22 protein-coding genes are annotated in these 25,249 nt (G+C 61.2%); 9 read left to right on the forward strand and 13 right to left on the reverse strand.

The features are described 5' to 3' along the window. Nucleotides 1-37 precede the first annotated feature (37 nt). From ABCP74_RS07125 to ABCP74_RS07135, 3 genes are all read right to left on the reverse strand, one after another. A complete protein-coding gene (locus ABCP74_RS07125) occupies nucleotides 38-2,719 on the reverse strand; it encodes a DEAD/DEAH box helicase (protein WP_343001302.1) in 2,682 nt (893 codons plus the stop codon). A 99-nt stretch (nucleotides 2,720-2,818) separates the two neighbouring features. After that, nucleotides 2,819-3,658, reverse strand: coding sequence for a tRNA (guanine(46)-N(7))-methyltransferase TrmB (trmB, locus tag ABCP74_RS07130; protein ID WP_343001303.1), 840 nt, complete (start codon nucleotides 3,656-3,658; stop codon nucleotides 2,819-2,821). 119 nt (nucleotides 3,659-3,777) lie between these two features. Further along, nucleotides 3,778-4,650 carry a class I SAM-dependent methyltransferase gene (locus tag ABCP74_RS07135; RefSeq protein ID WP_343001304.1) on the reverse strand — a complete coding sequence of 291 codons (873 nt, stop codon included), beginning with the start codon at nucleotides 4,648-4,650 and terminating at the stop codon, nucleotides 3,778-3,780. Nucleotides 4,651-4,918: 268 nt separating this feature from the next. Here ABCP74_RS07135 and ABCP74_RS07140 point away from each other — a divergent pair, with 268 nt between their 5' ends. From ABCP74_RS07140 to ABCP74_RS07155, 4 genes are all read left to right on the forward strand, one after another. Continuing rightward, on the forward strand, nucleotides 4,919-5,641 hold the full coding sequence (locus ABCP74_RS07140) for a helix-turn-helix domain-containing protein (RefSeq protein WP_195535219.1): 723 nt from the start codon (nucleotides 4,919-4,921) through the stop codon (nucleotides 5,639-5,641). Next, a complete protein-coding gene (locus tag ABCP74_RS07145; protein ID WP_343001307.1) occupies nucleotides 5,641-6,537 on the forward strand; it encodes a DUF4097 family beta strand repeat-containing protein in 897 nt (298 codons plus the stop codon). Before ABCP74_RS07140 ends, ABCP74_RS07145 begins: the two co-directional genes overlap by 1 nt. Before the next feature lie 97 nt (nucleotides 6,538-6,634). Next, nucleotides 6,635-8,542, forward strand: a complete 1,908-nt coding sequence (locus tag ABCP74_RS07150; RefSeq protein WP_343001308.1) for an elongator complex protein 3 — start codon at nucleotides 6,635-6,637, stop codon at nucleotides 8,540-8,542. Next, complete coding sequence (locus tag ABCP74_RS07155; protein WP_343001309.1) at nucleotides 8,543-9,421, forward strand: spermidine synthase; 879 nt, start codon at nucleotides 8,543-8,545, stop codon at nucleotides 9,419-9,421. A 26-nt stretch (nucleotides 9,422-9,447) separates the two neighbouring features. On the opposite strand, the gene ABCP74_RS07160 is transcribed toward ABCP74_RS07155, so the two are convergent. From ABCP74_RS07160 to ABCP74_RS07200, 9 genes are all read right to left on the reverse strand, one after another. Beyond that, a complete protein-coding gene (locus ABCP74_RS07160) occupies nucleotides 9,448-11,889 on the reverse strand; it encodes a DEAD/DEAH box helicase (protein ID WP_343001310.1) in 2,442 nt (813 codons plus the stop codon). A gap of 116 nt (nucleotides 11,890-12,005) precedes the next feature. Then, the gene (locus ABCP74_RS07165) at nucleotides 12,006-13,310 is read right to left on the reverse strand and encodes an ATP-binding protein (RefSeq protein ID WP_343001311.1); all 1,305 of its coding nucleotides are present in this window, start codon (nucleotides 13,308-13,310) and stop codon (nucleotides 12,006-12,008) included. Continuing rightward, a complete protein-coding gene (locus ABCP74_RS07170) occupies nucleotides 13,303-15,063 on the reverse strand; it encodes a TerB N-terminal domain-containing protein (protein ID WP_343001312.1) in 1,761 nt (586 codons plus the stop codon). The genes ABCP74_RS07165 and ABCP74_RS07170 overlap by 8 nt, the downstream gene beginning before the upstream one ends. A gap of 88 nt (nucleotides 15,064-15,151) precedes the next feature. Continuing rightward, nucleotides 15,152-15,868 carry a DUF554 family protein gene (locus ABCP74_RS07175; RefSeq protein ID WP_195240685.1) on the reverse strand — a complete coding sequence of 239 codons (717 nt, stop codon included), beginning with the start codon at nucleotides 15,866-15,868 and terminating at the stop codon, nucleotides 15,152-15,154. 118 nt (nucleotides 15,869-15,986) lie between these two features. After that, nucleotides 15,987-17,417, reverse strand: a complete 1,431-nt coding sequence (locus ABCP74_RS07180; protein WP_343001314.1) for a hypothetical protein — start codon at nucleotides 17,415-17,417, stop codon at nucleotides 15,987-15,989. 18 nt (nucleotides 17,418-17,435) lie between these two features. Then, nucleotides 17,436-17,717, reverse strand: a complete 282-nt coding sequence (locus tag ABCP74_RS07185; protein ID WP_343001315.1) for a hypothetical protein — start codon at nucleotides 17,715-17,717, stop codon at nucleotides 17,436-17,438. Next, nucleotides 17,701-18,300, reverse strand: coding sequence for a hypothetical protein (locus tag ABCP74_RS07190; RefSeq protein WP_343001316.1), 600 nt, complete (start codon nucleotides 18,298-18,300; stop codon nucleotides 17,701-17,703). The genes ABCP74_RS07185 and ABCP74_RS07190 overlap by 17 nt, the downstream gene beginning before the upstream one ends. Before the next feature lie 90 nt (nucleotides 18,301-18,390). After that, a complete protein-coding gene (locus ABCP74_RS07195; RefSeq protein ID WP_343001317.1) occupies nucleotides 18,391-18,900 on the reverse strand; it encodes a hypothetical protein in 510 nt (169 codons plus the stop codon). Continuing rightward, nucleotides 18,897-19,193, reverse strand: a complete 297-nt coding sequence (locus tag ABCP74_RS07200; RefSeq protein ID WP_152068378.1) for a hypothetical protein — start codon at nucleotides 19,191-19,193, stop codon at nucleotides 18,897-18,899. The genes ABCP74_RS07195 and ABCP74_RS07200 overlap by 4 nt, the downstream gene beginning before the upstream one ends. Nucleotides 19,194-19,538: 345 nt before the next feature. Between ABCP74_RS07200 and ABCP74_RS07205 the strand changes: the two genes are divergently transcribed. Genes ABCP74_RS07205 through ABCP74_RS07215 form a run of 3 tightly spaced genes read left to right on the forward strand, consistent with a single transcriptional unit; the run spans nucleotide 19,539 to nucleotide 23,164 of the window. Further along, on the forward strand, nucleotides 19,539-21,140 hold the full coding sequence (locus ABCP74_RS07205) for an FAD-binding oxidoreductase (RefSeq protein WP_343001319.1): 1,602 nt from the start codon (nucleotides 19,539-19,541) through the stop codon (nucleotides 21,138-21,140). Nucleotides 21,141-21,142: 2 nt separating this feature from the next. Then, nucleotides 21,143-21,958 (forward strand): electron transfer flavoprotein subunit beta/FixA family protein, encoded by an 816-nt coding sequence (locus ABCP74_RS07210; RefSeq protein WP_343001320.1) that lies wholly within the window; start codon nucleotides 21,143-21,145, stop codon nucleotides 21,956-21,958. Further along, a complete protein-coding gene (locus tag ABCP74_RS07215; protein WP_343001322.1) occupies nucleotides 21,959-23,164 on the forward strand; it encodes an FAD-binding protein in 1,206 nt (401 codons plus the stop codon). Here the strand turns inward: ABCP74_RS07215 and ABCP74_RS07220 are convergent. Further along, a complete protein-coding gene (locus ABCP74_RS07220; protein ID WP_343001323.1) occupies nucleotides 23,161-23,973 on the reverse strand; it encodes an HD domain-containing protein in 813 nt (270 codons plus the stop codon). The genes ABCP74_RS07215 and ABCP74_RS07220 overlap by 4 nt on opposite strands. A gap of 162 nt (nucleotides 23,974-24,135) precedes the next feature. Between ABCP74_RS07220 and ABCP74_RS07225 the strand changes: the two genes are divergently transcribed. Further along, the gene (locus tag ABCP74_RS07225; RefSeq protein WP_343001336.1) at nucleotides 24,136-24,792 is read left to right on the forward strand and encodes an AzlC family ABC transporter permease; all 657 of its coding nucleotides are present in this window, start codon (nucleotides 24,136-24,138) and stop codon (nucleotides 24,790-24,792) included. After that, entirely contained in the window at nucleotides 24,782-25,105 is a 324-nt protein-coding gene (locus tag ABCP74_RS07230) for an AzlD domain-containing protein (protein WP_343001324.1), read from the forward strand. Before ABCP74_RS07225 ends, ABCP74_RS07230 begins: the two co-directional genes overlap by 11 nt. Nucleotides 25,106-25,249 lie beyond the last annotated feature (144 nt).

Raw genomic sequence — 25,249 nt, forward strand, 5'->3', positions numbered from 1 at the left:
TGCCAGCGGCCCCGCTTCGTTTACTTGGCTGATTCGGCTAGTCCTCGAGCAGGTCCTCGATAAAGCCGACGCGGTAGTTCTTAAAGATGACCTCGCCGCCGTCCTGCGTGGCGTCCAGATCGACATCGCCCATGATGCCAAAGTCGTGGTCGCCATCCTCGTCGGCAAAGATCTGGTGCACGTGCCATACGTGTGCGGTCTTCTCGTCAGACTCGTCGATGGAAAACATCGCGGCGCTGCGGGCATCTCCGTCGGTGAGGATCTCCTCGTGCTGCTCGTGGTAAGCGTCGAGTGCCTTTTGCCAGCGGATCTCGCTCATGCCCCAGTCGTCGTCGAGCTCGCCCAGGTCGCGAACGTGCTCGCGGGCGGCAAGGGTCACGCGGCGGAAGAGTGCGTTGCGCACCAGCAACGTGCAGCCTCGGCGGTCCGCCACGACCTCGTCGATGCCCTGTGGCGGTGCGGCATTGAGGGCCGCCGGGTTGCCGGCGTTCTCCCACTCGTCCACCAGGCTCGAGTCCACCGAGCGCACCACAAAGCCCAGCCACGAGATAATGTCGCGCAGGCGTTCGTCGCGCTTCTCGATGGGCACGGTGCGGTCGAGCGAACGATAGGCCTCTGCCAGGTAGCGCAGCAAAATGCCCTCGGAGCGGGCGATGCCGAGTTTTTGAATGTAGCCCTTAAAATCGCTCGCGCTTTCCAGCATGTCGCGCAGCACGCTCTTGGGCGAGAGCTGGTAGTCGTTGGCCCAGGGTACTTCCTGGCAGTACTTGTCGAAGGCGGCATCGAGCAAGTCCTCGAGCGGCTTTTCGTAGGTGACATCCTGGATGCGCTCCAGGCGTTCCTCGTATTCGACGCCGTCAGCCTTCATTTCGGCCATCGCGCGGTCGCGCGCAGCGCGCTCCTGTGCGCGCAATACCTGCTTGGGGTCCTCGAGCGTAGCCTCGACCATCGAGATCAGATCCATGGTATAGGTCTCGCTCTCGGGGTCGAGCAGCTCCAACGCGGCAAGCAAAAATGGCGAGAGCGGCTGGTCGAGCGCAAAGTCCTCGGGCAGATCGACCGTCAGCGCATAGTCGATGTCTGGTGCGGCGTCAGTCGGGGCGTCGGGCGCGGTCGGCACCTCGGTGCGAACGACGACGCCGGAATCGATGAGCGTGGCGAAGATTTCGTCGGCGCGAACCTCGAGCTTGGCCTTTTCCTCGGGGGTCTGCAAGCTCGTCTCGATGAGGTCGTGTACGCGGGCTCGGGCATCGCCGCCCTGCTCGACCACGCTAATCACCATGGAGTGTGTGATGCGCAGGCGCGGCTTGAGCGTCTCGGGCTGCGTCTCGATCAGGCGCTCAAAGGTCTGCTTGTTCCAGGTGACAAAGCCCTCGGGGGCCTTCTTCTTTTTAATCTTGCGGAGCTTCTTGGGGTCGTCGCCCGCCTTGGCCATGAGCTTGGCGTTCTCGATCTCGTGCTCCGGGGCCTCGGCGATGACCATGCCCTCGGTATCGAAGCCCGAACGGCCGGCGCGTCCAGCAATCTGATGGAACTCGCGGGCGCGCAGGCGACGCATTTTGTAGCCGTCGAACTTGGTGAGCGCGGTGAGGACCACGGTGTGGATGGGCACGTTGATGCCGACACCGAGTGTGTCGGTGCCGCAAATGACGGGCAGTAGGCCCTGCTGCGCCAGGCGCTCGACCAGGAGGCGATAGCGCGGCAGCATACCGGCGTGGTGCACGCCGACGCCGCAGCCGAGCAAGCGCTTGAGGATCTTGCCGAAGGCCGTCGAGAAGCTCGTTCCCTTTGCCGCTTCTTTGATGGCTTCGCGCTGCTCCTTGCTGGCGATGCCAAAATTGGCGAGCGACTGTGCCGTCGCAAGGGCGGCATCCTGGCTAAAGTGCACGATATAGAGCGGGGCCTCGCCGCGGCGCATGGCGAGCTCGACCGTGCCCTCGAGGGAGGTCGTCACGTAGTCGTAGCTCAGCGGAACAGGACGCGGGGCGTCGACAACCAAGTCGCAAGCAGCGCCGGTGTGCTCCTCGAGTGAGGCGGCGATGGCAGTGACATCGCCGAGCGTGGCGCTCATGAGCATGAATTGCGTGTGAGGCAGGGTGAGCAGCGGCACCTGCCAGGCCCAACCACGATCGGGGTCGGCAAAGTAGTGGAACTCGTCCATGGCGACGCAGCCAACATCGGCATCTTCGCCCTCGCGCAGTGCGTCGTTGGCAAGGATTTCTGCCGTGCAGCAGATGACGGGCGCCTTGGTGTTGATATGCGTATCGCCGGTGATCATGCCGACGTTATCGCGGCCGAGCACCTGCACAAGGTCGAAAAACTTCTCGCTGACCAGAGCCTTGATAGGAGCCGTGTAGTAGCAGCGCTTGCCCTGCGCCATGCCCATAAAGAGCATGCCCAGCGCGACGAGCGATTTACCCGATCCGGTCGGTGTGCCTAAAATGACGTGATCTCCGGCCGCCAGGTCCATGAGGGCCTCTTCTTGGTGATCCCACAGCTCAATGCCGCGGTCGCTCGTCCATTCAAAGAAGTGTTCGAAGGCCTGATCGGGCGTGAGCCATGGTTCGGGCTCACTGCCGTCCTCGGGCTCCCCCCAGGTGGGGGAGAGCGCGCCGAGCGAGCCGAACTCGGCTTCGGTTCCCGTGCCGCCCGAGAATGAGCTGGCGGCGCCGGCGCCGGAAACGGTGCTGGCGGTGATATCTGTCGTGGTCTGTGCCATGTGGTTGCTTTCTCTCGCCGTTTGTCCGCCAACTATTATGGCGTAGCGGCGGCGCGGGGTGCCAGCGGGCGAGAAAATGCAGGAAATGGGCGCGCGGTGCTAGCGTTCCTGAGGCAGGCGTTTCTTGCCTTTACGGGCGCGGTTCTTAAAGTTCTCGACGGCCTCTTCCATGCCCAGAGGTACATAGGTGAGCTCATCGAGGTTATCGGGCAGGTAACAGGCAAGACTCTGCTCCTGCACGCGGCCCGCTGTGAGCTGTTCGTCGGTTGGCTGCGCACCGGGTGTGGCGCAAATGCCATAGACGGCGGCGCCCATCTCGCGCGTGCGGCATTCATATTCGGTCTCGGGATGCTCGGGATGGTCGCGGCGGACGTCGTCACTTACCCAAAGCGTGTCGTAGCCTGCCGCGGCAAACTGTCCCAGGGCGTAATCGCGCAATGGCTTGCTGTCGGTTCGCAACGTGACGGTGGCACCGGCCGAAAAGAGCGGGCGGTAGAGCATCAGATGGTCGACATGGACGAGTCGTTTTTTGGCGTACTTGGCCTTGGGCTGCGGCGTGGGAAAGTTGATGGTGATGGCATCGAGCTCGCCTGCGGCAAACAGCTGCGGCAGCGATGCGGCACCTCGGGGCAGGACAAGTGCGTTGGATAGCTCTTGCTCGCAGATTTTCTGCGCGGCATAGGCGATGCAGATGGGCTCCTGGTCCATGCCGATAAAGAGGGTGTTTGGCTCGTGGGCCGCACGCTCTACAAGGTACGTTCCCTTGCCACAACCAAGATCAAGGTGAAGGTGTCCGAAAGGCTTGCCGCCAGCCGGCGCGCAAACCTTGCGCCAATCTCCGGCATATGCCTCGGGGTTCGTCTCAATCGCATCGGCGTAGCGTTCCAAGCGCTCCTCGAGCACAAAGTTCTTAGGCGTGCGAACGTGGACGGCTCCCATGAGGCTCCTTGGTCAAAATTATGGAACGCATAGCTGTGCGTTTCGTCAATGGGTTGAAAAAGGGGTGGGCATAGTTTGCCCGAAAGACGCGGTGCGGCTCGACGGCGAGTCGTCGGTGCCTACAGGCGCTTGAGAATCACATAGCGGTTGAGATCGCCGCTGCGACCGTCAGCATGGAAGCGCTCAAGCTCGCGCACGGGGACCTCGCCGCTCTTGTAGAACGTACGGACGCCGCGCACCAGGTCGGTGATCTGCTGATCGTCAAAGTGATGACAATAGCGGTAGGCGTGGCGGTCGTTTTGCCAGCCAATGAGGTGGTCGCCGGCTTCAAACTGCGCGGAAGCGTAACCCTCAAACGGCGGGGTGAGCTCGGCGCGAGCCTCGGCTCGAACGGCCTTGCGCGCCATGCGCTCGTCGTTCATAAACTCCCAAAAGCTGATGGCGATGATGCCGCCTGGGCGCGTCTGACGCACCAGGGCGTCGAGCACGCGTACGCGGTACTCGCACGATGGCACGTGGTGCATAAAGCCAAAGCAGACCGAGATGTCGGCGAGCGGGGCGTCGAAAAGCACATCGGGCGTCTCGGCGGGGTTGAGCTTCATGAGGGCGTCGAGCACATCGAGTTCCTGGAAGTGCAGGTTGGGAATGCGCAGGGCGTGGCCATGTGCATCGATAGCCAAATCTTGACACGAGTCGACACCATAGAACTCAAACGGGCAGCTGGCATCTGCCGAGGGGTTTGCGCCGTCGACGCCCTTGGCGGCAAGTGCGCCGCCGGCGGCAAAGTTCTCGAATCGCATATTGCCGCAGGCAAGATCGAAGACGCGGACGGGATGCTCGATGGTGGCGACGTCGAGCTGTTCGAGTGCGATGTCCATGGTGCGGACCCAGCCCGGCCACGGGGCCTGGCGCGTATCGGAGAAGGAGGCGGAGTGCTCGCGATAGAACGTGTTGTTGAGCTGGATGAGCGATGAGGCGAAATCGCGGTTCACGGCGCGGGACTCCCTCCGTTGGCGGTGCGGAATAAACGGTACGACCATACTACCGTTAAACGCCGCAACGGGGACAACCGGGCTGCGGGTCATTGCTTGGTTTGGACACATTTTCGCAGCTCATGCGCGCCCGCAACCGCCGGTTGTCAAAAATCCCACTAAAATAGGTGGCATGTTTTTGGCGGTGGCGGATAGATTTTAACTGTGCAAGGCGCCTTAAGAACAAAAGCGGTCCGGCGGCACGGCTGGCAAAAGCATAGGAGGAACCATGAATGTAGAAACTGCGCAGCGGCTCGCCGACCTTCGCCGCAGCAAAGGCTTTAGCCAAGAAGGACTGGCGCGAAAGCTGGGGCTGTCGCGCCAGGCGGTCAGCAAATGGGAGCGCGCGGAGAGCTCGCCCGATACCGAGAACCTGATCTCGCTCGCCAAGCTTTATGGCGTGAGTCTGGACGAGCTGCTCAATCCGAGCGACGAGATCGAGGACGATATCGAGTTTGAGAACGAGGACCGCGCCCGCCAGCGCGAGGCCGAGGCGGCAGAGCGCGCTCGCACCCATGAGGCGGCGGTGCGCGCCACCGAAGCGGCAACGCAGGCGAGTGATGCCGCGGCTAAGGCGGCACAGGCGGCAAGCTGGAGTGCACAGGCCGCCAACGCTGCTACGGCGCAGGCGACGAGTGGCCACGCAGTTGGCTCGACTCCGGTGAAGGGCCCCTTCCAGTCGTTCCCGTATTGGGCCGTGTGCTGGCTGCTGTTCTTTTTGCTGATGTTCCTGGTTGGTGCCAGCCCTTTTCCCGCACTGATCTTCTTTACGATTCCCATCTATCACTGGGTGGCGCGTGCGCTCGATGGCGATTGGGCGCGCGGGGATATCCAGGTTGGTCCGGCGCCGGTGGCGGTCAAGGCCCAGGGGAAGGATACTTCTGCGGAACCTGATGCTGACGTGGCTACCGCAGCCACCGCTGAGCCGTGTGCCAAAGAGGGTGACGAATGATGAAGCTTTCGCATGAATCCAAGCTACGCCTGGGCATTGGCATCGGAGCGTTTGTGCTCATTATCGGGCTTGTTTTTGGCATTTCATGGACTTTGATTCATTTTGATGGCCCGTGGGATCTCGACGATGTTGTATCCGGCTTGTCTGGTATGGACGATGCGGTTGACGAGGACAATCTCTTGGACGACGGCAGCTATTCCGCTCGGCCTCAGCAACTTTCGAGCGAAACGTTTGATGCCGACGCGTTCACATCGCTTGACCTGGATGTGACGTCGGGCACGGTCGAGGTCAAACACGTCTCCGGCGGGCCGGTGCGCGTAATTGAAAGCGGTCGCGTGGCAACGGGGACCGTTGCCTTCGATGCGGCAACCCAGAACCTGGCCGAAATCAAGGGCTCTACGCTCAAGATTCGCCAGTTCGATTGCGATGACGAGCGCGCCATTGACCGCACGGTTACCGTCGAACTGCCGCGCGAAGTTGCCGATAACCTGGTCGGCATTACGGCGAAGGTGGGATCGGGTGATCTGACGGCCGCGGGCATTGCGTGCCATGACCTCAACCTGACTTTGGACTCGGGAGATGTTGAGTTTACTGGCACCGTGACCGATACCCTGAATGCCGAGGTCGGTTCGGGCGATGTGACGTTCGAGCTCTATCAGGCCCCCGCGAAGTCGATGGACGTGAGTGTGGGCTCGGGCGACGTGGAGATAACTGTTCCGAACTCGACGGGCTTTAAGGCGAGCCTCACCTTGGGCAGCGGCGACTTCGAGAGCGATTTCCTTCCGCTTGGCTACGACGGCGAGACCGTTTTGAATCTTGAATTCGATAACGGCGATAAGTCTGCCACGTATCGTTTTGAGGTCGGTTCGGGCGACATGTCGTTTGATCCGGAGTGACATGAGGTTTTCGGAGATCGGTACATATAGGCATGCTGTTTGATGAAGGCGCCGAAGCCGAGATTGGCTTCGGCGCCTTTGCCTTTACAATGGGGGCATGGAACAGATTATCTTGAACATACTCGAGGCTCTGCGTCGCGGCGAGACCGTGGACGACAAAGCGCTCGTCAAATTGATACATGCCGAGGCGCGCCGCGAGGGTGCCGACAAACGCGATTTGGCCAAGCGCCGTCTGCTGCCGTTCTACCAGCGGGTTAAACGTGAGGAGCCGGCTCGGTGGGCTGCGTGGAATGTCGATTCCGATCTGGAACGTCAACTGCTGCAGGTGCTGCGTATGAAGCCGCGCCGAACGGCCTCGGGCGTGGCGACCATTACCGTCATCACCAAGCCCTGGCCGTGCTCGGGCGATTGCCTGTTTTGCCCCAACGACCTGCGCATGCCCAAGAGCTATCTGCATGCTGAGCCGGCGTGTGCCCGTGCGGAGCAAAACTGCTTCGATCCGTATCTGCAGGTGAGTGCCCGTTTGACGGCGCTTTCGCAAATGGGGCATGCGACCGATAAGATCGAGCTCATTGTGCTCGGCGGTACCTGGAGCGACTATCCGGAAGGCTATCAGACATGGTTTATGTCGGAGCTCTTCCGCGCGCTCAATGACGATGCCGTGGCCGGCGTGGCGGCCAACCCCATGTTGGCGCGTCCGGGTATCAGCCGTGCCGAGGCGGGGCGCCTGCTCGACGATGCTCCTGCCAATGCGCTGCCGCCGGTGGTGGCGGAGCGACGCGAACGCTATCGCGCTGCCGGTATTGCGACCGATGAGGTTGAGCTTGCGAGCGGCGTTGCCGACGAGCAGGGGCGTGTGGATGCTACCGTGGGTGGCTATAACCGCGCGGTGCGTCGTCTGTACGGCCCCGGCACGCCGTGGGGCGAGGTCGCCGAGTGGCAGACGGCCACGATGGAGGAGCTTGAGCGTCAGCAGCGCATCAATGAGACGGCGAAGCATCGCGTGGTGGGGCTCGTTATCGAGACGCGCCCCGATGCTGTAACGCCGCAGGCCCTCACGCTTATCCGCCGCCTGGGCTGCACCAAGATCCAGATGGGTATCCAGAGTCTCGACCAGCACCTGCTCGATATCAACGAGCGTCGCATTTCGGTGGCGCAGATCGAGCGGGCGTTTTCGCTTGCGCGCCTGTTTGGCTTTAAGATCCACGCGCATTTTATGCTTAACTTGCTGGGCGCCACGCCCGAGGGGGACAAGCGCGACTACGAGTGCTTTATGACCGAGGGGGCCTTTATGCCCGACGAGGTCAAGGTCTACCCGTGTGCGCTCATCGAGGGCTCGCGTCTGGTGGGCTGCTATGAGCGCGGCGAATGGCGCCCCTATACCGAGGAAGAGCTGCTCGATGTGTTGGCCGACGATATCGTGGTGACGCCGACGTTCTGCCGCATCAGTCGCATGATCCGCGACTTTAGCTCCGACGACATCATGGTGGGCAACAAGAAGCCCAACCTGCGTCAGCTCGTCGAGAACCGCCTGACTGCTCGGGGGGATGGTGCGACGGTGCGCGAGATTCGCTATCGCGAGATCAGCACGGCTGGTGCCGACTTGGATGAGCTATCTCTTGATGAGGAGGTGGCATACGAGACGCCGGTGACTTACGAGCGCTTTTTGCAGTGGGTGACGCCGCAGGGCAAGATCGCGGGCTTTTTGCGGTTGTCGCTGCCCGACCATTCGTTTGTTGCCGCGCATGCAGACGAGTTGCCGACGACGCCGGACGAGGCGATGATTCGCGAGGTACACGTGTATGGCATGGCGGCACGCGTGGGGGATCAAGGCCAGGCGGCGCAGCATCACGGGTTGGGACGTTTGCTCGTAGAGCGTGCGTGCGAGATTGCCCGGGATGCTGGTTATGCACGTATCAACGTGATTAGCGCGATTGGCACACGCGAGTACTATCGCCATCTTGGATTTTATGACCATGGCCTTTATCTGCAAAAGGAGCTCTAGATGAACAAGCCGAGTGTTTCTGCCGGCGTCGTTGCCGGCGTTGCTCTGGGGGCCGCGGCGCTTGGTGCGGCCGCTGTCGCTGTTCGTGCTGCCTGTCTGCAGGTTGCGCGAACCCGCAATGGGTTGGCGCGTGTGAAACGCGTGCACGATGAGGGCGGCGACGAAGTCCGTGTATTGGTGCAAGGCGGCGTCTACCAAAGCGCGAGTTACGTTGGCGAACGCTGGGCGGAGCCCGTCTTTGCGTACTATCGCGCGTTTGACGACGTGTTTGAGGCTGAGGACGCAATGCGTGATGCTTACGGGCATGGTATCGACCGTATGCTCATGCTGGGCGGCGGCGGGTTTGCCTATCCCAAGTTCGCTCTGATGTCGCACGAGGACTTGCGCATGGATGTTATCGAGTATGACGGAGAGATTACGCGCCTGGCGCGCCGATGGTTCTACCTAGACGAGCTGGAGCGCGCGGCGGGCGATCGCCTGCGGGTGATAACCGCTGAGGCTCGCTCGTATCTGGGTGTGACGAGCGTGGGCCATCGTCGCTACGACGTAGTCGTGAGCGATTGCTTTGGCGGTGCCGAGCCCGTACGCGAGCTGGCGACGGTTGAAGCGTTGCGTTTGGTGCGGGGCAGCCTAAATGTCGGCGGCGTCTACGTTGCCAATATCGTGAGCGCAAGCGAGGGGAGCGATGTGACGTTCCTGCGCGATTGCGCCGCCACGGCACTCGAGGTATTCGCCCACGCCTGGGTGGTCCCATGTGGCGATGCGAAGTTCGGCGGCGAGGAAAACTACCTGCTCATCGCCAGCGACGGCAACTACGCCTTTGCCGAAGCCGTGCCCTTCGACACCGACTTCCTCGGCACCGTCCTTCACGACAAATAAGTCTCCCCGTCCCAAAAAGACTGGTCTTAGGCGTGGTCGCGCCAGCCGAGAACGCGCTGCTTCATACCCTCGATGTCGAGCACACCTTCGGCAAAGCCCTTGCGCACGAGCTCTTCTGGAACGAATTCGTCGTACCGATCAAAGTAAGGCACCTCGCCGGGATAGACGAGGTCGATGGGGTCGAAGTCTTTCTCGGCTTCGGCGGCGAGCACCTCAAAGAACGTCTCCTCGTCGGCCTTCATCTTGAACTGCATAAAGTACGGGCGTGATGGGTCGAGTCCGCGAAGGCCCAGCTCAGCGGCACATTTAATCTTGAGCATGCGCTCGAGCGCCAAAAAGGCGTAGCTGCCCAGCCAGGGGAAGAGCACCCAGGTATCGCCGCCCAGGTTGATGAGCGGTTTAGTTCCCGCACCCGAAAGCTTGGCCGTATGACGAGCCTGCGCTAAGCGGGCCCGTGCGTTACCCATGAGGTACGGATATGTCGCGTGCTCGTTGAGCGCCTTGCGCATGCGCTCGAGTACATGCGTGTTGATGTCACCGGGGCAGTCGCCAAAGTAGGCCGGCACACGGCCCTTGACCTGCGTGGCAAAGACGGTATGACGCTTCCAGTCCACTTCCTCGACAATCCAGCAATGGCCTGCGATGGCGATGCGCTCACCGGGCGGTGGGGGATTGACGATCGTGCCCAACTCGGCCGACTCGCTGCGAACAGTGAACTCCTCGTTTTCCTGGAACACGGCGTAGAACTTAAAGTTGTTGATGATGCGCTCGCCCGCGAGACCCACGATGAGCCCGCCGCCTTCGGTGACCTGGATATGGTCGATCTTAATGAGGTGACGCAGCAGCACGCGATAGTCATCGGCCGAGATACTATGGAAATAGCTCAGTGTGAGCACGCGCTGGGCAAGTTCGGCCGGCGTGAGCTCTCCGGTGTTGGCGAGGGTCGACATGGTCTGGTGATAGAGCAGACTGTAGGGGAGTCGATCGAGCTCAGGCGGCTCGACCCATTTTTCCTCGCGATAGAGTTGTACGAGCGCGATGCCCTGCAGGAGCTTCCAAGGAATGGTCTCGGGCATCATCGTGCGCGGCTCAGGCTCTTCCTCGCGCATGACAAACCACATCTCGGGCGGAAGGTCGCGGCGTCCCGTGCGGCCCATTCGCTGCAAAAAGGAACTGACGGTAAACGGCGCATCGATCTGAAACGCGCGCTCCAGACGGCCGATATCGATACCGAGCTCCAGCGTAGAGGTGGTGACGGTTGTCTGCGCCTGCTCCTCGTCGCGCATGAGCTCCTCGGCCGTCTCGCGCAGCGATGCCGAAAGGTTGCCGTGGTGGATGAGAAAGCGGTCGGGCTCGTGTCGACTTTCGCAGTAGCTGCGCAGCATGGAGCACACGGCCTCTGCCTCCTCGCGCGAGTTGGCAAAGACCAGGCACTTGCGGCCGCGCGTATGCTCAAAGATATAGCCCATACCGGGGTCGGCGTTGTCGGGCGCCGTGTCGGTGGGGTTGAGAAGCGCCTGCTCGGTCGCTCGTGGGATGTCGACTTCGCCCTCGGGGGCCGAGGAAGTGCGACGGTCTTTGGGAACGGCTTTGCCCCGTGCCCGCTCACGACGTTGACGGCGCTCCTCTTGCGTGAGCTGTCCGCTGTGACGCATGTCTTGGGCGCCGGCGGGCAGTGCCGCGGATGCCGCCTCGATGCGCTCGCACGCAAGCACTTCGGCCTCTTGAGGACCCGTGCTCTCGAATCCCCGTTGCTGTGCCTGGGGACCCGAGTTGTAGAAGTGCTCCATGGAGATGCGCCACACGCGACGCGGTTCCTCAAAACGGGGGATAACGCAGTCGCGTCCCGTTCCCTGCGAGAGAAAGGCGCCCGTGCGCTCGGGGTCGCCGATGGTGGCCGAAAGGCCAATGCGGCGGGGCTGCACGCCTGCCATGCGCGAGAGGCGCTCGATAAGACAGAGCGTCTGCCCGCCGCGGTCGCCGCGCATGAGCGAATGGACCTCGTCGATGACGATGTAGCGCAGGTCGCAGAACATGCGCGGGATCGCCATGTGCTTATGGATCAGGAGCGCCTCGAGCGACTCGGGCGTAATCTGTAGGATGCCACTTGGCTTTTTGATAAGCTTGGCCTTGTGCGATTGCGAGACGTCGCCATGCCAGTGCCAGACGGGGATGTCGGCCTCTTCGCACAGGTCATTGAGGCGGACGAATTGGTCGTTGATGAGCGCCTTGAGGGGGCCAATGTAGAGGGCGCCCACGCTTGCGGGCGGGTTTTCCCAAAACTCGGTCAGGATGGGAAAGAAGGCCGCTTCGGTTTTGCCGGAAGCTGTGGATGCCGTCAGGAGTACATTGTCTTGTGTGTTAAAGATGGCATCTGCCGCCGCAACCTGAATGGAGCGCAGGCTCTCCCAATCGTGGGAGTAGATGAAGTCTTGGATAAACGGGGCGTAGCGGTCAAAGGCGTTCACGAGGCCTCCTTTCAAAAGCGAATCTCTCAACGCGGTGGGCAGTGGCTTGCTGCATTAATGCCTCGACGTTTGTCCAGATAAAACCTGCCAAAATAAACCTGTCCCTTTTTGGCAGGTTAGATGGTGAATTCGGCGAAGTTACGGTCGCCGCCTGCGGTATCGGTGTCGCCTGTTGCGGTTGCTGGCGCCAGCGCGTCACCGCCGACGCTTTGCAGCAGCTCGGCTACGTTGGCGTCAGGGTTCTGGCATAGGATGTCGAGCAGCTCGATAAAGTCACGAATAACTTCACGCGGCGTCAGATGCGTGTCGGCTCCCACACGACCGAACTCGATCTTGAGGAAGTCCACCAAGTCGTTCTCGGTAAGCGTGGGCGTCCAGCCAAAGTAGCCGGCGTGAATTTGCATGAGTTTTTCGATCAGCACCAGCAACTCCTCATAGGTGAGTGGCTGCAGGCGGATGATGGGCGCGAGCATGTCCTTAAGGTCCTCGCGCGCAAAGCGGCCCTGAGCGAGTCGGCTGCGCAGGGCCTCGTAGGAGAACACGCCTCGGCGGCGGTCCTCGATGGAGGTCGGCGTGCCGCCCATGATCATGCCCAGGTACTGCGCCTTGCCCTGGAGCGTGTCGTTGTACATGGTCAGGATCTTCTCGTAGTTGTATTGGCGTGTGATGGCGTTGGGAATCTTATACAGATTCACGAGCTCGTCGATGAGCACCAGCATGCCCTTGTAGCCGCTGCAGACCAAAAAGCGCGCAATGAGCTTAATGTAGTCGTACCAGTCGTCATCGCTGATGATGGTCGAGGAGCCCAGTTCGGCGCGTGCCTCACTCTTGGTGCGGTACTCGCCACGAATCCATTTGGTCACGCGGCTCATAGCTTCTTCGTCGCCCTCGGATACGGCCATGCGATAGCGGCGGAGCATGCGGGTGAAGTCGAAGCCGTGGACCATCTCCTCGAGCGGGGCCAGTTGGGCATTGACGACCGACTCGTCGACGTCGGCACACGAGGCGACCCAGCGATCCAAAATAAGGTTGAGCGCACCGCCCTCGGGGCGCGTCTTGGTCGATATGTTGCGGATGAGCTCGCGGTAGGTGGCAAGGCCCTGCCCCTGACCGCCTTGCAGGCGGCGCTCGGGCGACAGGTCGGCATCAGCGACGACGAATCCCTCGCCCATGGCGTGCGTGCGGATGGTCTGGAGCAAAAAGCTTTTGCCGGCGCCGTAGCGACCGACCAGAAAGCGGAAGCTCGCGCCACCGTCGGCGATGAGACTCAGATCGGTGAGCAGGGCGCGGATCTCGACCTCGCGCCCTACGGTGATGTAGGGAAGGCCGATGCGCGGGACCACGCCGCCCTTGAGTGAGTTGAGAATGACGGCGGCGACGCGCTTGGGCACGCGGGGTGCTGCGGATGCGATATCACTCATAGTCTAGGTATCCTCTCACGTCTGCTTCGTAATCCTCGATAATTTGCGGTCCTGCCGCGCCGAATTCGATAACGGTGTCTCCCACCAGGTCAAAGAGCGCCTCGTTGATGCTGTCGACGAGCATGTCCTCGCTCTGCCCCGATTGCACTACCGCCGATTCCGCCTGTACTGCGTTGTGCTCGAGCAGCGCGCGGAGATAGGCGTCTGCGGCAGGCGTGAGTTCGTTCGTGGCGTCAGCGGGCGCAACGGCTGCGAACGCGGGCGTCGGCGCGAGAAGCGGTGCCACGACGCCAAACTCTTCGGTGGAGACGGTCGGCTCGTCGGGTTCGTCTTGCTGTATGGTCATCTCGCCAGGTTCGGCAGTCATGTCGGGCGCAGACTCGGTGTTCGGTTGCTCGATAAGCGTCGCCTCGGCTTCCACAGGTGCGCCGTCCTCGCGCTCTTCATCGATCAAAAGCGCTTCACGCGTTTGCGCGGCGGCGCTTCGAATGTGCCCCAGCTGACTCAGATCGATATCGATCTTGACGGGCTGGTGTGCGGCGTCCCACGAAAGCCATGCCACAATCTCGTCATCGATAATCTTGGCCAGATATTTGGGGACCTTTTCTTCCTTAAGGGGATGGGCGGGGTCCAGCGCCAGGCGCAGGCGTTGGTCGCAGGCGCGCATCATTTCACCGAGCTTGCTGCTCTTTTGCCTACTGCCATGGATACGCATGCATTCCCAAAAGCCGTTTTGGCAACGGTAGATATGGATAGGATCCAGGCGGTATTCGCAGTCCTCGTGGCGCTCGGGCGCAAAGAATACGGCCGAGGCAAACATGGTGTAGGGCATGGCCGTCTCCTCCCCAAATAAACTCGCCACGATGCCGGTCTTTCGGTGCGTGTCATAGTAGCGCGCCATGCGGACATACACGGCGCATGCCACGTGGCGCAGATCGCGGTGGTGGCTGTGGTCGAGCCGCGAGTTACTTAGGTTGTACGTGGAGAGGGCGTTGATGGCGGCCATGAGTCGCTCCTCGCGCACCTCATCGGGCGGAAGGGGGAGCGTGGGCTCGGAGGTTTTGCGACGCTTGGGGGTCTGGCCGGACGGCGCCGGTGCTGGTACAAGGTCTCGTGCCGCGCGCCGCAGCTCGATAAGGGCGTTATCGAACATGACGGTTTTAGAATCACGAAGCAGCTTGGGGTCAAGCCCGTGGAACACGGCGTAGTCCTGCAACCACACGCGTGCAAACCGGTCGATGCCGGGCTCGAAGGCGCGGTAGGCATCCCAAAAGGCCTTGATCTTGTTAAAACCATCGAGCGGGTCATCTACGCCAATGCCGCAAATCAGCTCATAGAGATACAGAAAGGCAAAGGACGTAGACGTTTCCTCGACGGTTCCGCGGCGCACTTGGGCACGCCAGGTAAAGTAGCCGCGCAGCTGCCGGTCGCTCATGGCGTTGTAGGTGGGAAAGTACGACTTAAAGGTGCCGTTGTAGGGGCAGTCGTCCTCAAAATCGGCCATCAGCAAGCCTTGGCGGTAGAAAAGCTCGGCCTCCGATAGCCAGCGGCCCGCGCCGCCCTTGGGGTCTTCTTGCCAGCGCGATATCTCACGCATTTTGCGGTACTGGTCGGGGAGGAAGTTCTGCATCTGTCGGCCGGTCTTGAGAATCGGCTCGTCTGCGTAGACTTCATGTGAGAAACGGGCGGACTGATGGGTCCGGGCCTCGGCCATAATGCGCTCGATGAGCATCTTGATGTCCTGGTCGGCCACCGCTTCTCCTCTCCTAACGCAGCTTCGGTGACCTCATATCATAGCACAGCATCAAACAGGTGTTCGAGATACTGCTGCGTAGATAGATTTAGAACAGGAGGGCGTAGATGACGGCGATGACGACGGAGGGGAGCATATTGGCCGTGCGGAAGGTCTGAGGACGGATGAGGTTGACGCCGACGCAGAAGATGAGCATGGAGCCTACGAGCGAAAGGCTGTCGAGGGCTGCCGTAGTCATGATGGGGGAGAGTGCGCCGGCAAACAGCGTGATCGTCCCCTGGAACACGGCGACGGGCAGGGCGGAGAAAATGCAGCCGCGGCCAAGCGACGCCGTCATGGTGCAGACGATGATGCAGTCCAGCGCGCCCTTGAGGGCAAGCGTGGACCAGTCGCCGAGCAGGCCGTCCTGGATCGATCCCACAATGGCCATGGCGCCGATACACACGGTGAGTGAAGTCGAGACGAAAGCGTTGGTGAACTCGTTATCGCCCTCACTGCCAGTCTTGCGCTTGAGCCATTCGCCAAGGTTTTCAATGGCGGCCTCCAAGTTGACGGCCTCGCCGATGAGCGAGCCGAGGGCGAACGAGACAATGAGCATGGTGGTACCAGTGGTCGCCAGCGCCTTTCCATCGATAAGGAGCATCTTTTGCATGGTGCCGCCAAGGCCGATAAACAGGACGCACAGCCCCGATGCTTTCATGAGCGTGTCTTGAATGCGCGGTGTAATGAAGCGGCCGCCCGCTAATCCCAAAAGACCGCCCGCAACTAAAAGCACAACGTTGATGATTGTTCCCAAGCCCGGCATGAGCCCTCCTGTATTGATGCCAACGTGGCAATCGTAGCAGAACGAAATGCGAGGCACATCGCGACTCATCTAATACGTTATATAAGTGGTATTAGGAATGGTGCGCAGCATTTAAGCCTCAGGTGGTTGTCGGGACATAGGGATAGTAGTCAAAGCGCAGCGTCATAAGCCGCTGTGGGGATTCAATAGCCGCGGCGATGATATTGGCATCGCGGGCACGATCAAACCCTACGAGTTCGATCTGATACGAGACGTCTTGCATAATGTCCAGACGTCGCCAGGCGAGGAGTGTGTCGCCATCGAATTCCAAGGTCTTGCCTCCGTCTGGGGCAACGGCGTATAGACGCAGCTTGGCGGTGGTTGCAGGTTCGACAACCGTGACCTTTTTAATTTCGTTTCGAGTATTCTTGGCGCCCAACAAGGTGAGCAGTGTTGGGGCCACGACCTCGCCCGATGGCAAAAAGACGACTTCGATGGATTCGGGAAATGCGATGATGGCCGACTTGCGGACGGGCTGATTGGCGGCGGCAACTTCGATGTTCGCAGCGTCGATGACCTCTGTGTGGTCGAGCGCGGCAAGCACGCAGCAGTTACCCTCATCAATTTCTTGAGGATCAGCAAGCCCCAGACTGTCCGCGAGCTCGGGGTCGTTTGGAACGGCAGCGGGCTCATTCGATGCTTCGAAAGAAGCTGGGACGCTGTTTGTCGGCGACGGCGTGTCGCCCGCACCTGCTTCTTTGTCCGCGCTCTCTTCTTGTATGGTTGCGTTGATGGGTTCGTCGTTTGAGGGGAGCGTCTTGGCGTCAAGCGCGGAGGGGAGAATTCCGATGGCTCCGGATCCGCTCCACTCCATTTCGAGAAGCGCCGGGTCGGCAAGAATGCGTTGCCTGCTTTGCGCGTGGACATCGATTTCAATAGGGCCTGCCTCTATCCCTCGTGTAAGGCTGAGTGATCCGGCTGGCTTCTCGAAATGAGCGTCTGTGTCTTTGGTGCTGACGGCGTAGAACAGCAGGGACGCTTCTCCCGCCGCGATGGCATCGGTGTCGGCTTTGGTCAGCCGCAACGATGCCGTGAATGAGAGGGTGGGCTGCGTGTCGTCTGCATTCGCGGCGGCGCAGCCCAGACATATACCGCCTCCTTTCTCAAAAAACGTACCGTCGAAGGCGACCTTCGCTCCGTTCGCCGAGTCATCGATCGAAGCGATGTCGATGCGCAGCTCTAAATTGCATGGATCGCCATCTGCGTCGAGCACAACCGAGCGCCACGTGCAGACGGCGTACCCCGCCTGGGAGCCGTTTGCCTTGTTCGAACGATTGATATCCACGACTATCGAACCGTCCGTATTACGACGAAGGCATCCCGAGGTTGAGATTGCAGCCTGTGCGATCGAAAAACGCTTGCACGCAATGGTACTCGACGGATTTGGGGCGGAACTTAGGGCTGCTGGTAAGGAGTCTGCCATGACGGGAGTCGCCCAAGCGGCGACAGGCGTTCCGGTTGCGAGCGCGCCGCAAAGTGCGACGACGGGCAAAAGGTTCTTCGATGCCATGGGGTCTCCTTAGCTAATTTAGTGCGGCCTGTCCGTGTTTTGTTTCTGGCTGCGTTTGATGTGTAGACCGAGGCCGGCGGTTCCCGCGCCTGCTGCTGTGGCGCCTGCTGCCAAGAGCCATCGTCTGTCGCCTGTCTGCGCCAACGGTTCCTCGCGGTCGCGGCGGTCGAGCTCCGAGAGGTCGACCGTCACTTGTGTGGCGGCCTGCGCCTGTTCTTGCTGGGCAAAGGCCATGGCTGGCCCAAACGCCAAGATGCCGATGGCGGCGGCCAGGGCGACGGCCTTATGCCGTGTGCGCACCGGGCTCGACCGTCCAGGTGATCGTTGCAACCTGATCGCCTTCGCCGGTTACGTGGAAGATGTCGCGCGTGACGCGGGCGACGTTTCCGCTTGTCTTGAGCTTGATTTTGTCCGTGCCGCCGGCAATGCCCTGGTAGCCCATGTCGAAGGCTGCATTCTTGGAAAGATCGAGGCCCGTCCCCTGCATTGCGGCGCTGGCGTTCTGGAGCGCGCCGTCGGGGCCGACCTTAAAGTCGATGGAGTTCTGCGCGGTTCCGGCCTTGGCGTCGGCGGCAATGGTCCAGGTGTTCATGGCGTCGATCTTCATGTTGGTGACATGGATGCCGTAGGCCGAATGATTGTCGATGGTGGTCGCGTCTTCTGAGGGGCCCTGAAGCGTGCCGTCGGCCTTGGCGACGAAGGGAATAACCGTCGGAACTTTGAACTCAACGTTGTCGATCTCGGTCCTGACCATTACTTTCGTGGTTCCAACGCGCCCGGCCGCCATAGCTGGCGTCGGGGCAGCGCCCATTGCGAGCGCGAGCGCGAGCCCTGCGCCCACGACGAGCGCTCTGGCTCCGTTCATGTTCCTGGTGATGTCCATGGTCGTTCCTTTCTATTCGCCGCGGGCCGTCCCCGCGATGATTGGACGAATGCTGGTGAATTGCGTGCGGTGCCGCGTCGGCCGGAAAAGCTAGTTCTCGGCTTGCTCAACCCGCACCTTGACACGTGTCGGATTGCCGTGGCTGTCGAGGGTCTTGGCATCGAGTGCCTGGATCTCGATGTACGCCTCGCCTTCTTTGATGTCGCCAGCGGGGCACGTCTCGATTGTCTTGCCGGTCTCGACCACACCGGATTCGTACATGGTCTCGTCGTTTTGGATGACGCGGAATCGCTGGGGAAATTTATTGTCTTGGACGTTTTGCACGTTGACGCGCAGCTTGCCGTCCTCCTGCAGCTGAGCGACCGGCGCGACCGAAATCGTCATCATGTTGTCGCGGACGATAGCGTCGAGCTCATCTTGGATTTCCTGACGCGTTTTGCCCTCGGCCGTCGTAACCGAAGCGCCCGCCTCGGGTACGGGCTGCGACTGCCAAGCGTATAGTCCTACGGCGACAAGGGCGCAGACGATGGCCAAACAGGCAACGATGAACTTCTTGCGACGACCCAGGCCTACAAAGTGGGGTGGCCTCTTCGCGCTCATGCGGCATCCTTGGTGGTATAGACGCGCGCAAAGGTGGACGGGTCCGCTCCAAAGAGCATGTGAAGCATCAGACGGCGCGAGTAGACGAGCTCGTCGAAGTCGGGAGGGAGCTCGATGTCGTGGATATGCGCGATGTGGTGGGCGAGCGCCGAGAACGACTCGGGGTCGCAGATCACATCGGTGGTAACGTGGTAGACCGTCGTATCGGGGAATGCCTCTTCGTCGAAAGGTAGGAGATGGGGATCGTCGTCGACTTCGATGGCGATGCCGTACTGGGGCCAGTAATATGCCATGGGAACCTCCCTGCTTCTGGGCCAAAACTTCTATCGGTTTTGGCTGTCGACGCCGACCGTATCAGCCGCTACTTGACCAATTTCTGACCAAATGCTTGACGGATTGGCGTCTCCGCAGGTAGAAGGCGGCAAAAAATACTCCAACTTTTTTCGAGCGTCAATCGCGCGGTCGGCGACGGCGGGGCCATAAGTGTCAAAAGCATCGTCTGCCGAGGAAATCAAGCCGCTCGCCGAATTGCACGAACGTAAAAATCGCCAATTATGGAGACGGTCTCGAACACGTCGACGAAACGATGCGGTAACATCTCCCTGCAAACACTGTAGTTAGCTAAAGGGGGAGTTCGCGTGTCTGCAACCATCAAACCCTTCACCGACGAGTTCGAAGAGTATGGTCGCGATGAGTCTCGCGCATCGGGCGAGGCCTCGAGCATCTCGTTTCCGACAACGGAAAACGAGGTCCGTGCCATTTTGGAAAAGCTCCATGCCGAGCGTGTTCCGGTAACGGTTCAGGGCGCCCGAACCGGCCTTGCCGCCGGCGCCGTGCCCCACGGCGGGCATATCCTCAATACTTCCCGTATGAATCGCTATTTGGGCCTTCGCCGCGATGAACAAGGCCAATTTCTGCTGCGCGTGGAGCCGGGCGTTGTGCTCTCGGAGCTGCGCAAGCAGCTGAGCAAGAAGGTGCTGCCGACCGCTGGTTGGGACCAGGCATCGCTTGAGGCCTACGAGGAGTTCCAAGAGGCTCCCGAGCAGTTTTTTCCCACCGATCCCACCGAGGCGTCTGCCTGTCTGGGCGGCATGGCGGCATGTAACGCCTCCGGTGCCCGCAGCTACGCCTACGGCCCCATGCGCCCACATATCACGGGACTCCACGTCGTGTTGGCTGATGGCGATTTGCTTGAGCTTCGGCGCGGCGAGGCTTTTGCCCAGGGCCGCCACCTGTCGCTCGTGACGGCAGCGGGCCGTACACTCGAGCTCGATCTTCCCGGCTATACCATGCCCAAGACAAAAAATGCTTCGGGCTATTTCGTTGCTGACGATATGGATGCCATCGATCTGTTTATCGGTGCGTGTGGCACAATCGGCGTCATCACCGAACTCGAGATTGCCCTGCAGGTGGCACCCGCGGTCGTTTGGGGCGTGAGCTGCTTCTTCGACAGCGAAGACAAGGCCGTGTCCTTCACCGATTCTGTGCGTCCCGTCCTGTCCCATGCGGCTGCCATCGAGTACTTCGATGCTGGCGCCCTGGATATTCTACGTCGCCAGCGCGAGCAGTCGACGGCGTTTGCCTCGCTGCCTGCGCTCGACAAAGACGCCAAGGTCTGTGTCTACGTGGAGCTCGACTGCGACGACGAAGCCCAGGCGACTGAGGAGCTGTATCACTTGGGGTGGGTACTGGAGCTTGCGGGCGGCAGTGACGATGCGACATGGGTCGCGCGCACCGAGGTCGATCGCGAGTGCCAGCGGTTCTTCCGCCATGCGGTCCCCGAGAGCGTCAATATGCTTATCGACGAGCGTCGCCGCACGGATCCCACCATCACCAAACTGGGTTCGGACATGTCGGTGCCCAATGCACGCCTTGCCGATGTCGTGGCCCTCTATCGCCGCACACTGGCCGAAAGCGGGCTTGAATCTGCTGCCTGGGGGCACATCGGTAACAACCATCTGCATGTGAACATCCTGCCGCGCGATGCGCAGGACTACCGTCGCGGTGGCGAGCTGTTTGCCCAGTGGGCTGCGGAGGTAACGGCTATGGGCGGTGCCGTTTCTGCCGAGCACGGCGTCGGCAAGATCAAGGCGGGCTTCTTGGAGACGATGTACGGTCACGAGGCCATGGTCGAATCGGCTCGACTCAAGCTCCAGCTCGATCCTGATGGGCAGCTGGGTCGCGGTAACCTGTTTTCGGAGAAGCTCTTGGATGAGCTCGTCCAGAAAGGGGGCGCGTGAAGATGAGCGATTTCCATATGGTGGTGTGCGTCAAGGCGGTGCCGGGCAGCACCGAGGTCAAGATGGACCCCAAGACCAATACCATCGTGCGCGATGGCAAGCAGGCGGTCATTAATCCCTTTGATGCGAGCGCTTTGGAATGCGCGCTGGCGCTGAAGGACGACTTTATCGGCTTTGGCATGGATGTGCGCGTGACGGTGGTGTCGATGGGCATCCCCGCGACCGAGTCGCTGCTGCGCGACTGCATCGCCCGAGGCGCCGACGACGCGCTGCTGCTGACCGATCGCGCCTTTGCAGGTGCCGATACCCTGGCAACCACCTATGCTCTCAAATGCGGCATCGAGGCGCTCGACGAGGACTTCGACCTGCTCATCTGCGGCAAGATGGCGGTGGATGGCGATACGGCCCAGATTGGTCCCGAGCTTGCCGGTGCCTTTGAGATTCCCTGCGTGACCGACGTGAGTTGCGTGCAGAGCGCGGGCTTTACGAACTGTGGCTCGCTGGCGCTCATTCACGGATGCGATGCCGGCGAGGAGACGGTGTATCTGGAGATGCCGTGCGCGATGACGACTGCCAAGGAGATTGGCCAGTTGCGTATGCCGAGTATTGCCGGTATTCGCGCGGCAGAGGAGGCGGACGTGCGCGTGGTCAGTGCCGCCGACGTGAACGCCGACCCCGCGCGTTGCGGCCTTGCCGGGTCGCCGACACAGGTCGTGCGCTCGTTTGTGCCCGACCGTGACCAAACGTGCGAGACCGTTGAGGGGACGGCGTCCGAGCAGGCGGCAAAGCTTGCCAAGATTATCGAGGGGATGGCATAGATGAGCGGACTGATTATCGATAGCGAGGCCTGTATCGGCTGCGGTCGCTGCGTTCGCGCCTGTGCCTCGGGCGGCATCGTAGTGGAAGGCGAGCGACCCAACCGATGCGCCCACGTAACCGACGGCTGCATCCTGTGCGGTGGGTGCGTCGACGCCTGCCCCTTCAACGCTATCTCGATCGAGCGTGACGAGGCCGCTGGTGCGGTGGACCTTGATGCATATCGAGACATTTGGGTCTTCGTGCAGACTGACGAGCACGACGCCGTGGCTCCCGTGGCCTACGAGCTCATGGGCAAGGGGCGCGAGCTTGCCGATGCTCGCGGCTGCCGTCTGGTGGCATTGGTCGGCATGAGCCCCGAGGGCTCGCTCGGAGACCTGGAGCATCTGGTTTGCGCCGGCGCGGACGAGGTCCTAGTCTGTCGCGACGAGCGTTTGCGTCAGAGCGATGCCGAAGTCTACGCTCGCCTGATCTGTGATTTGGTAGCCGAGCGCAAGCCCGAGGCAATTCTGTACGGCGCGACCGCCTTTGGTCGCGAACTGGCACCCGGCGTTGCCGTGCGTTTGCAGACGGGTCTTACGGCCGACTGCACCGTGCTTTCGATGGATGCGGAGACGGGCCTACTGCAGCAGACGCGCCCGGCGTTTGGCGGCAACTTGATGGCCACCATCATTTGCCCCAACCACCGTCCGCAGATGGCAACGGTGCGCTCCGGTATCTTTAAGGCTCCCGACTTCGACTACGGCCGCTCCGGCACGATCACCCAGATATCACTTGCGGATGATGCTAAGGCTCGTGTCGAGATCTCGATTCCCGCCGAGGAGTGGGGACAGCAGCCCTCGATCGCCAATGCCGAGCGCCTGGTCGTGGTGGGTCGCGGCATTGGTTCCAAGAAAAACCTGCCGTTGATGCGAAGGCTCGCCGGGGCTCTGGGAGCCGAGCTTGGCTGCACGCGACCCGTCGTGGAGGCCGGCTGGTTGAAGTATCGCCATCAGATTGGCCAGACGGGCGTATCGGTTTCGCCCAAGCTTCTCGTGAGTATCGGTGTTTCGGGCGCCATCCAGCATCTTGCCGGCATCGGTGGGGCGGAGTGCATTATCGCCATCAACGAGGACCCGGATGCCCCCATTTTCGGTGCTGCCCAGTACAAAGTTGTTGGGGACGCCGTCGAGGTCGTCGAGGAGCTGCTGGCCCAGCTTGAGCGCTAGGCGCGCGCCAGCCAGTCGCGCATCTCGTCCTTTAGGCGGCTCCAAGTTGCCTGCGTGGCGGGGTCGGTAAAGGGCCGCGTAATGCCAAAGGGCGCGTCGAGCAGGCGGTGGATATCGCCCTGTTCGCGCGCCAGCGCGCGGCTTGCTGGATAGACGAGCTCAAACATAAAGCAGATAAGCCCCACCAAGAAGTCGGCGGGCTCATCGCGCTCATCGCGTGCGACGCAGCGGTGCTCGTCAAAGGCGGCAAGTGTCGGCGACGAGAAACGGCTGCCGAGAAACGTCTTCTCGTCCACCTTGAGGATAGTGTCGACGGTGCTGTCGGCGATGGTGCGCATAATGTCGATCTTGTCACCATCGCGCACGATATCGCAGAAGCTCCGCGTGCGCACGTCGAGCTGCGCGGGTAGGCGGAAATCGCTGTGATAGGCAATGCTCGCTCGGATGAGCTCATCTTCTGCCGGGTCATCGATAAAGTCGCGGATGCTCGTTACGGCGGGTGCATCGGCGGGATTCTCGCCAAAGAGGACCTCGATGCCCAGCGCCGCATGGCTCATGCTCTCGGCGTCCTTAAAGGTGTCCCAGCGTCGCAGCTGCTCAAAGCGGCCCATATCGTGTAGGAGGCCGCAAAGCCATGCCAGGTCAATATCTTCTGACGACCAGCCCTGCTCGCGCGCTACGGCATCGCATGCCTCGGCCACGTGGTACGTATGCTCGATTTTGAGCGCGATGCGTGGGTTGGTGGCGTCGTAGGCATCGGTGTAGCTTTTGAAGGCCGCGCGAGCCCGGTCTCGATCGATAGCTGTCATAATGACTTCCTAAAAAGTTGTGTCTTTCGATCCGGTGGCAATTGTAGGTGAACTCGATTGCTGTCGGATGATGATTCTGCCGTATCGCTACATGCGGCTCGGAGACCTTGTCAGGATGAGAAGCGTATGGTGCTCAAAATCGTTAGAATCGTCTGGCCGGTGATGCTTACCTATGTTGCAATAGGCGCGCCGTGCGGAATGATCATGGGGCAGACGGGAATGGAGCCCTGGATGGTCTTTGCCCTGAGCAGCACGTTTGTGACGGGCAGCGGGCAGTTTATGATCTGCAACCTGTGGCTGGCGGGTGTGCCTGCAGTATCGATCGTCGCGAGCGTCGCCGCAATCTCCTCGCGTTTTGCGCTTTACTCGGCATCGATCGCGCCGCATCTGACGGGTGCCTCGAAGCGTCAGACGCTGGCTGTTGCCGCGACACTTACCGAGGAGGCATACGGCATCTCGCTTGCCAAGTTGGTTGAAGGGGAGGATTGGGGCCCGCGTGAGTCCTTCGTGCTCAACGTGATCCTTATCGCAACATGGGGCGTTTCGTGTACGACGGGCGCCATCGTCGGCGCCGTTGTCGATGTTCCCACCGCCATTGCGGCCTTTGTCTGCACCTCACTCTTTATCTGCCTGCTCTTTTCGCAGCGGCTGTCGCGCGGCAACGTTGTCGCGGCGGTTTCGGGCGCGGTGTCCGTCGCCGTATGCAAGTTTTTGGGCCTCACGAATATTGCCGTGCCGGCAAGCGTCGTGGCCGGCATTGCCATTGCGTTGGCGTGCGATGCTGTATTTGACGGAAGAGGTGCCCGCGATGCCCGTTAACGAGTTCTTGGTTCTGTGGCTGTCGTCGTGGGCTGCTATCGCGTTCTTTCGCATCGCGCCGGCGTTCGCCTTGCGCGGGCGGACCCTGTCGCCCCGCATTACCGAGGCCCTGGGCTATATCCCGCCCGCTGCCTTTGCCGCGCTGGTCGCCAACGACTTGGTGAGCTCCGGCGCGTTCGACGCGGGACTCTGGCCTGCCTTGGTTCCCTGGATTGCGGCCGTCGGCGTCGTGGTCGTGGCGGTCAAGACAAAATCGATGCTGTGGTGCTGCGTCTCGGGCATCGTACTCTATATTGTCTTGAGCCTTATATAGGGGTGGCGTCGCGGGCGCCGAATCTCGTTCCATCCCAACTTGTCGAATTTTTCACCGAGCTGGTCTATTTCTTCTGGTACCATGGTCAAACTTTACTGTAGCAAAGCATGACGTGGGCTTTTGTTCCGCGTCAGCGGAAATGGG

The organism is Collinsella aerofaciens, from assembly GCF_039062315.1.
GTDB classification, from domain to species: domain Bacteria; phylum Actinomycetota; class Coriobacteriia; order Coriobacteriales; family Coriobacteriaceae; genus Collinsella; species Collinsella aerofaciens_BG.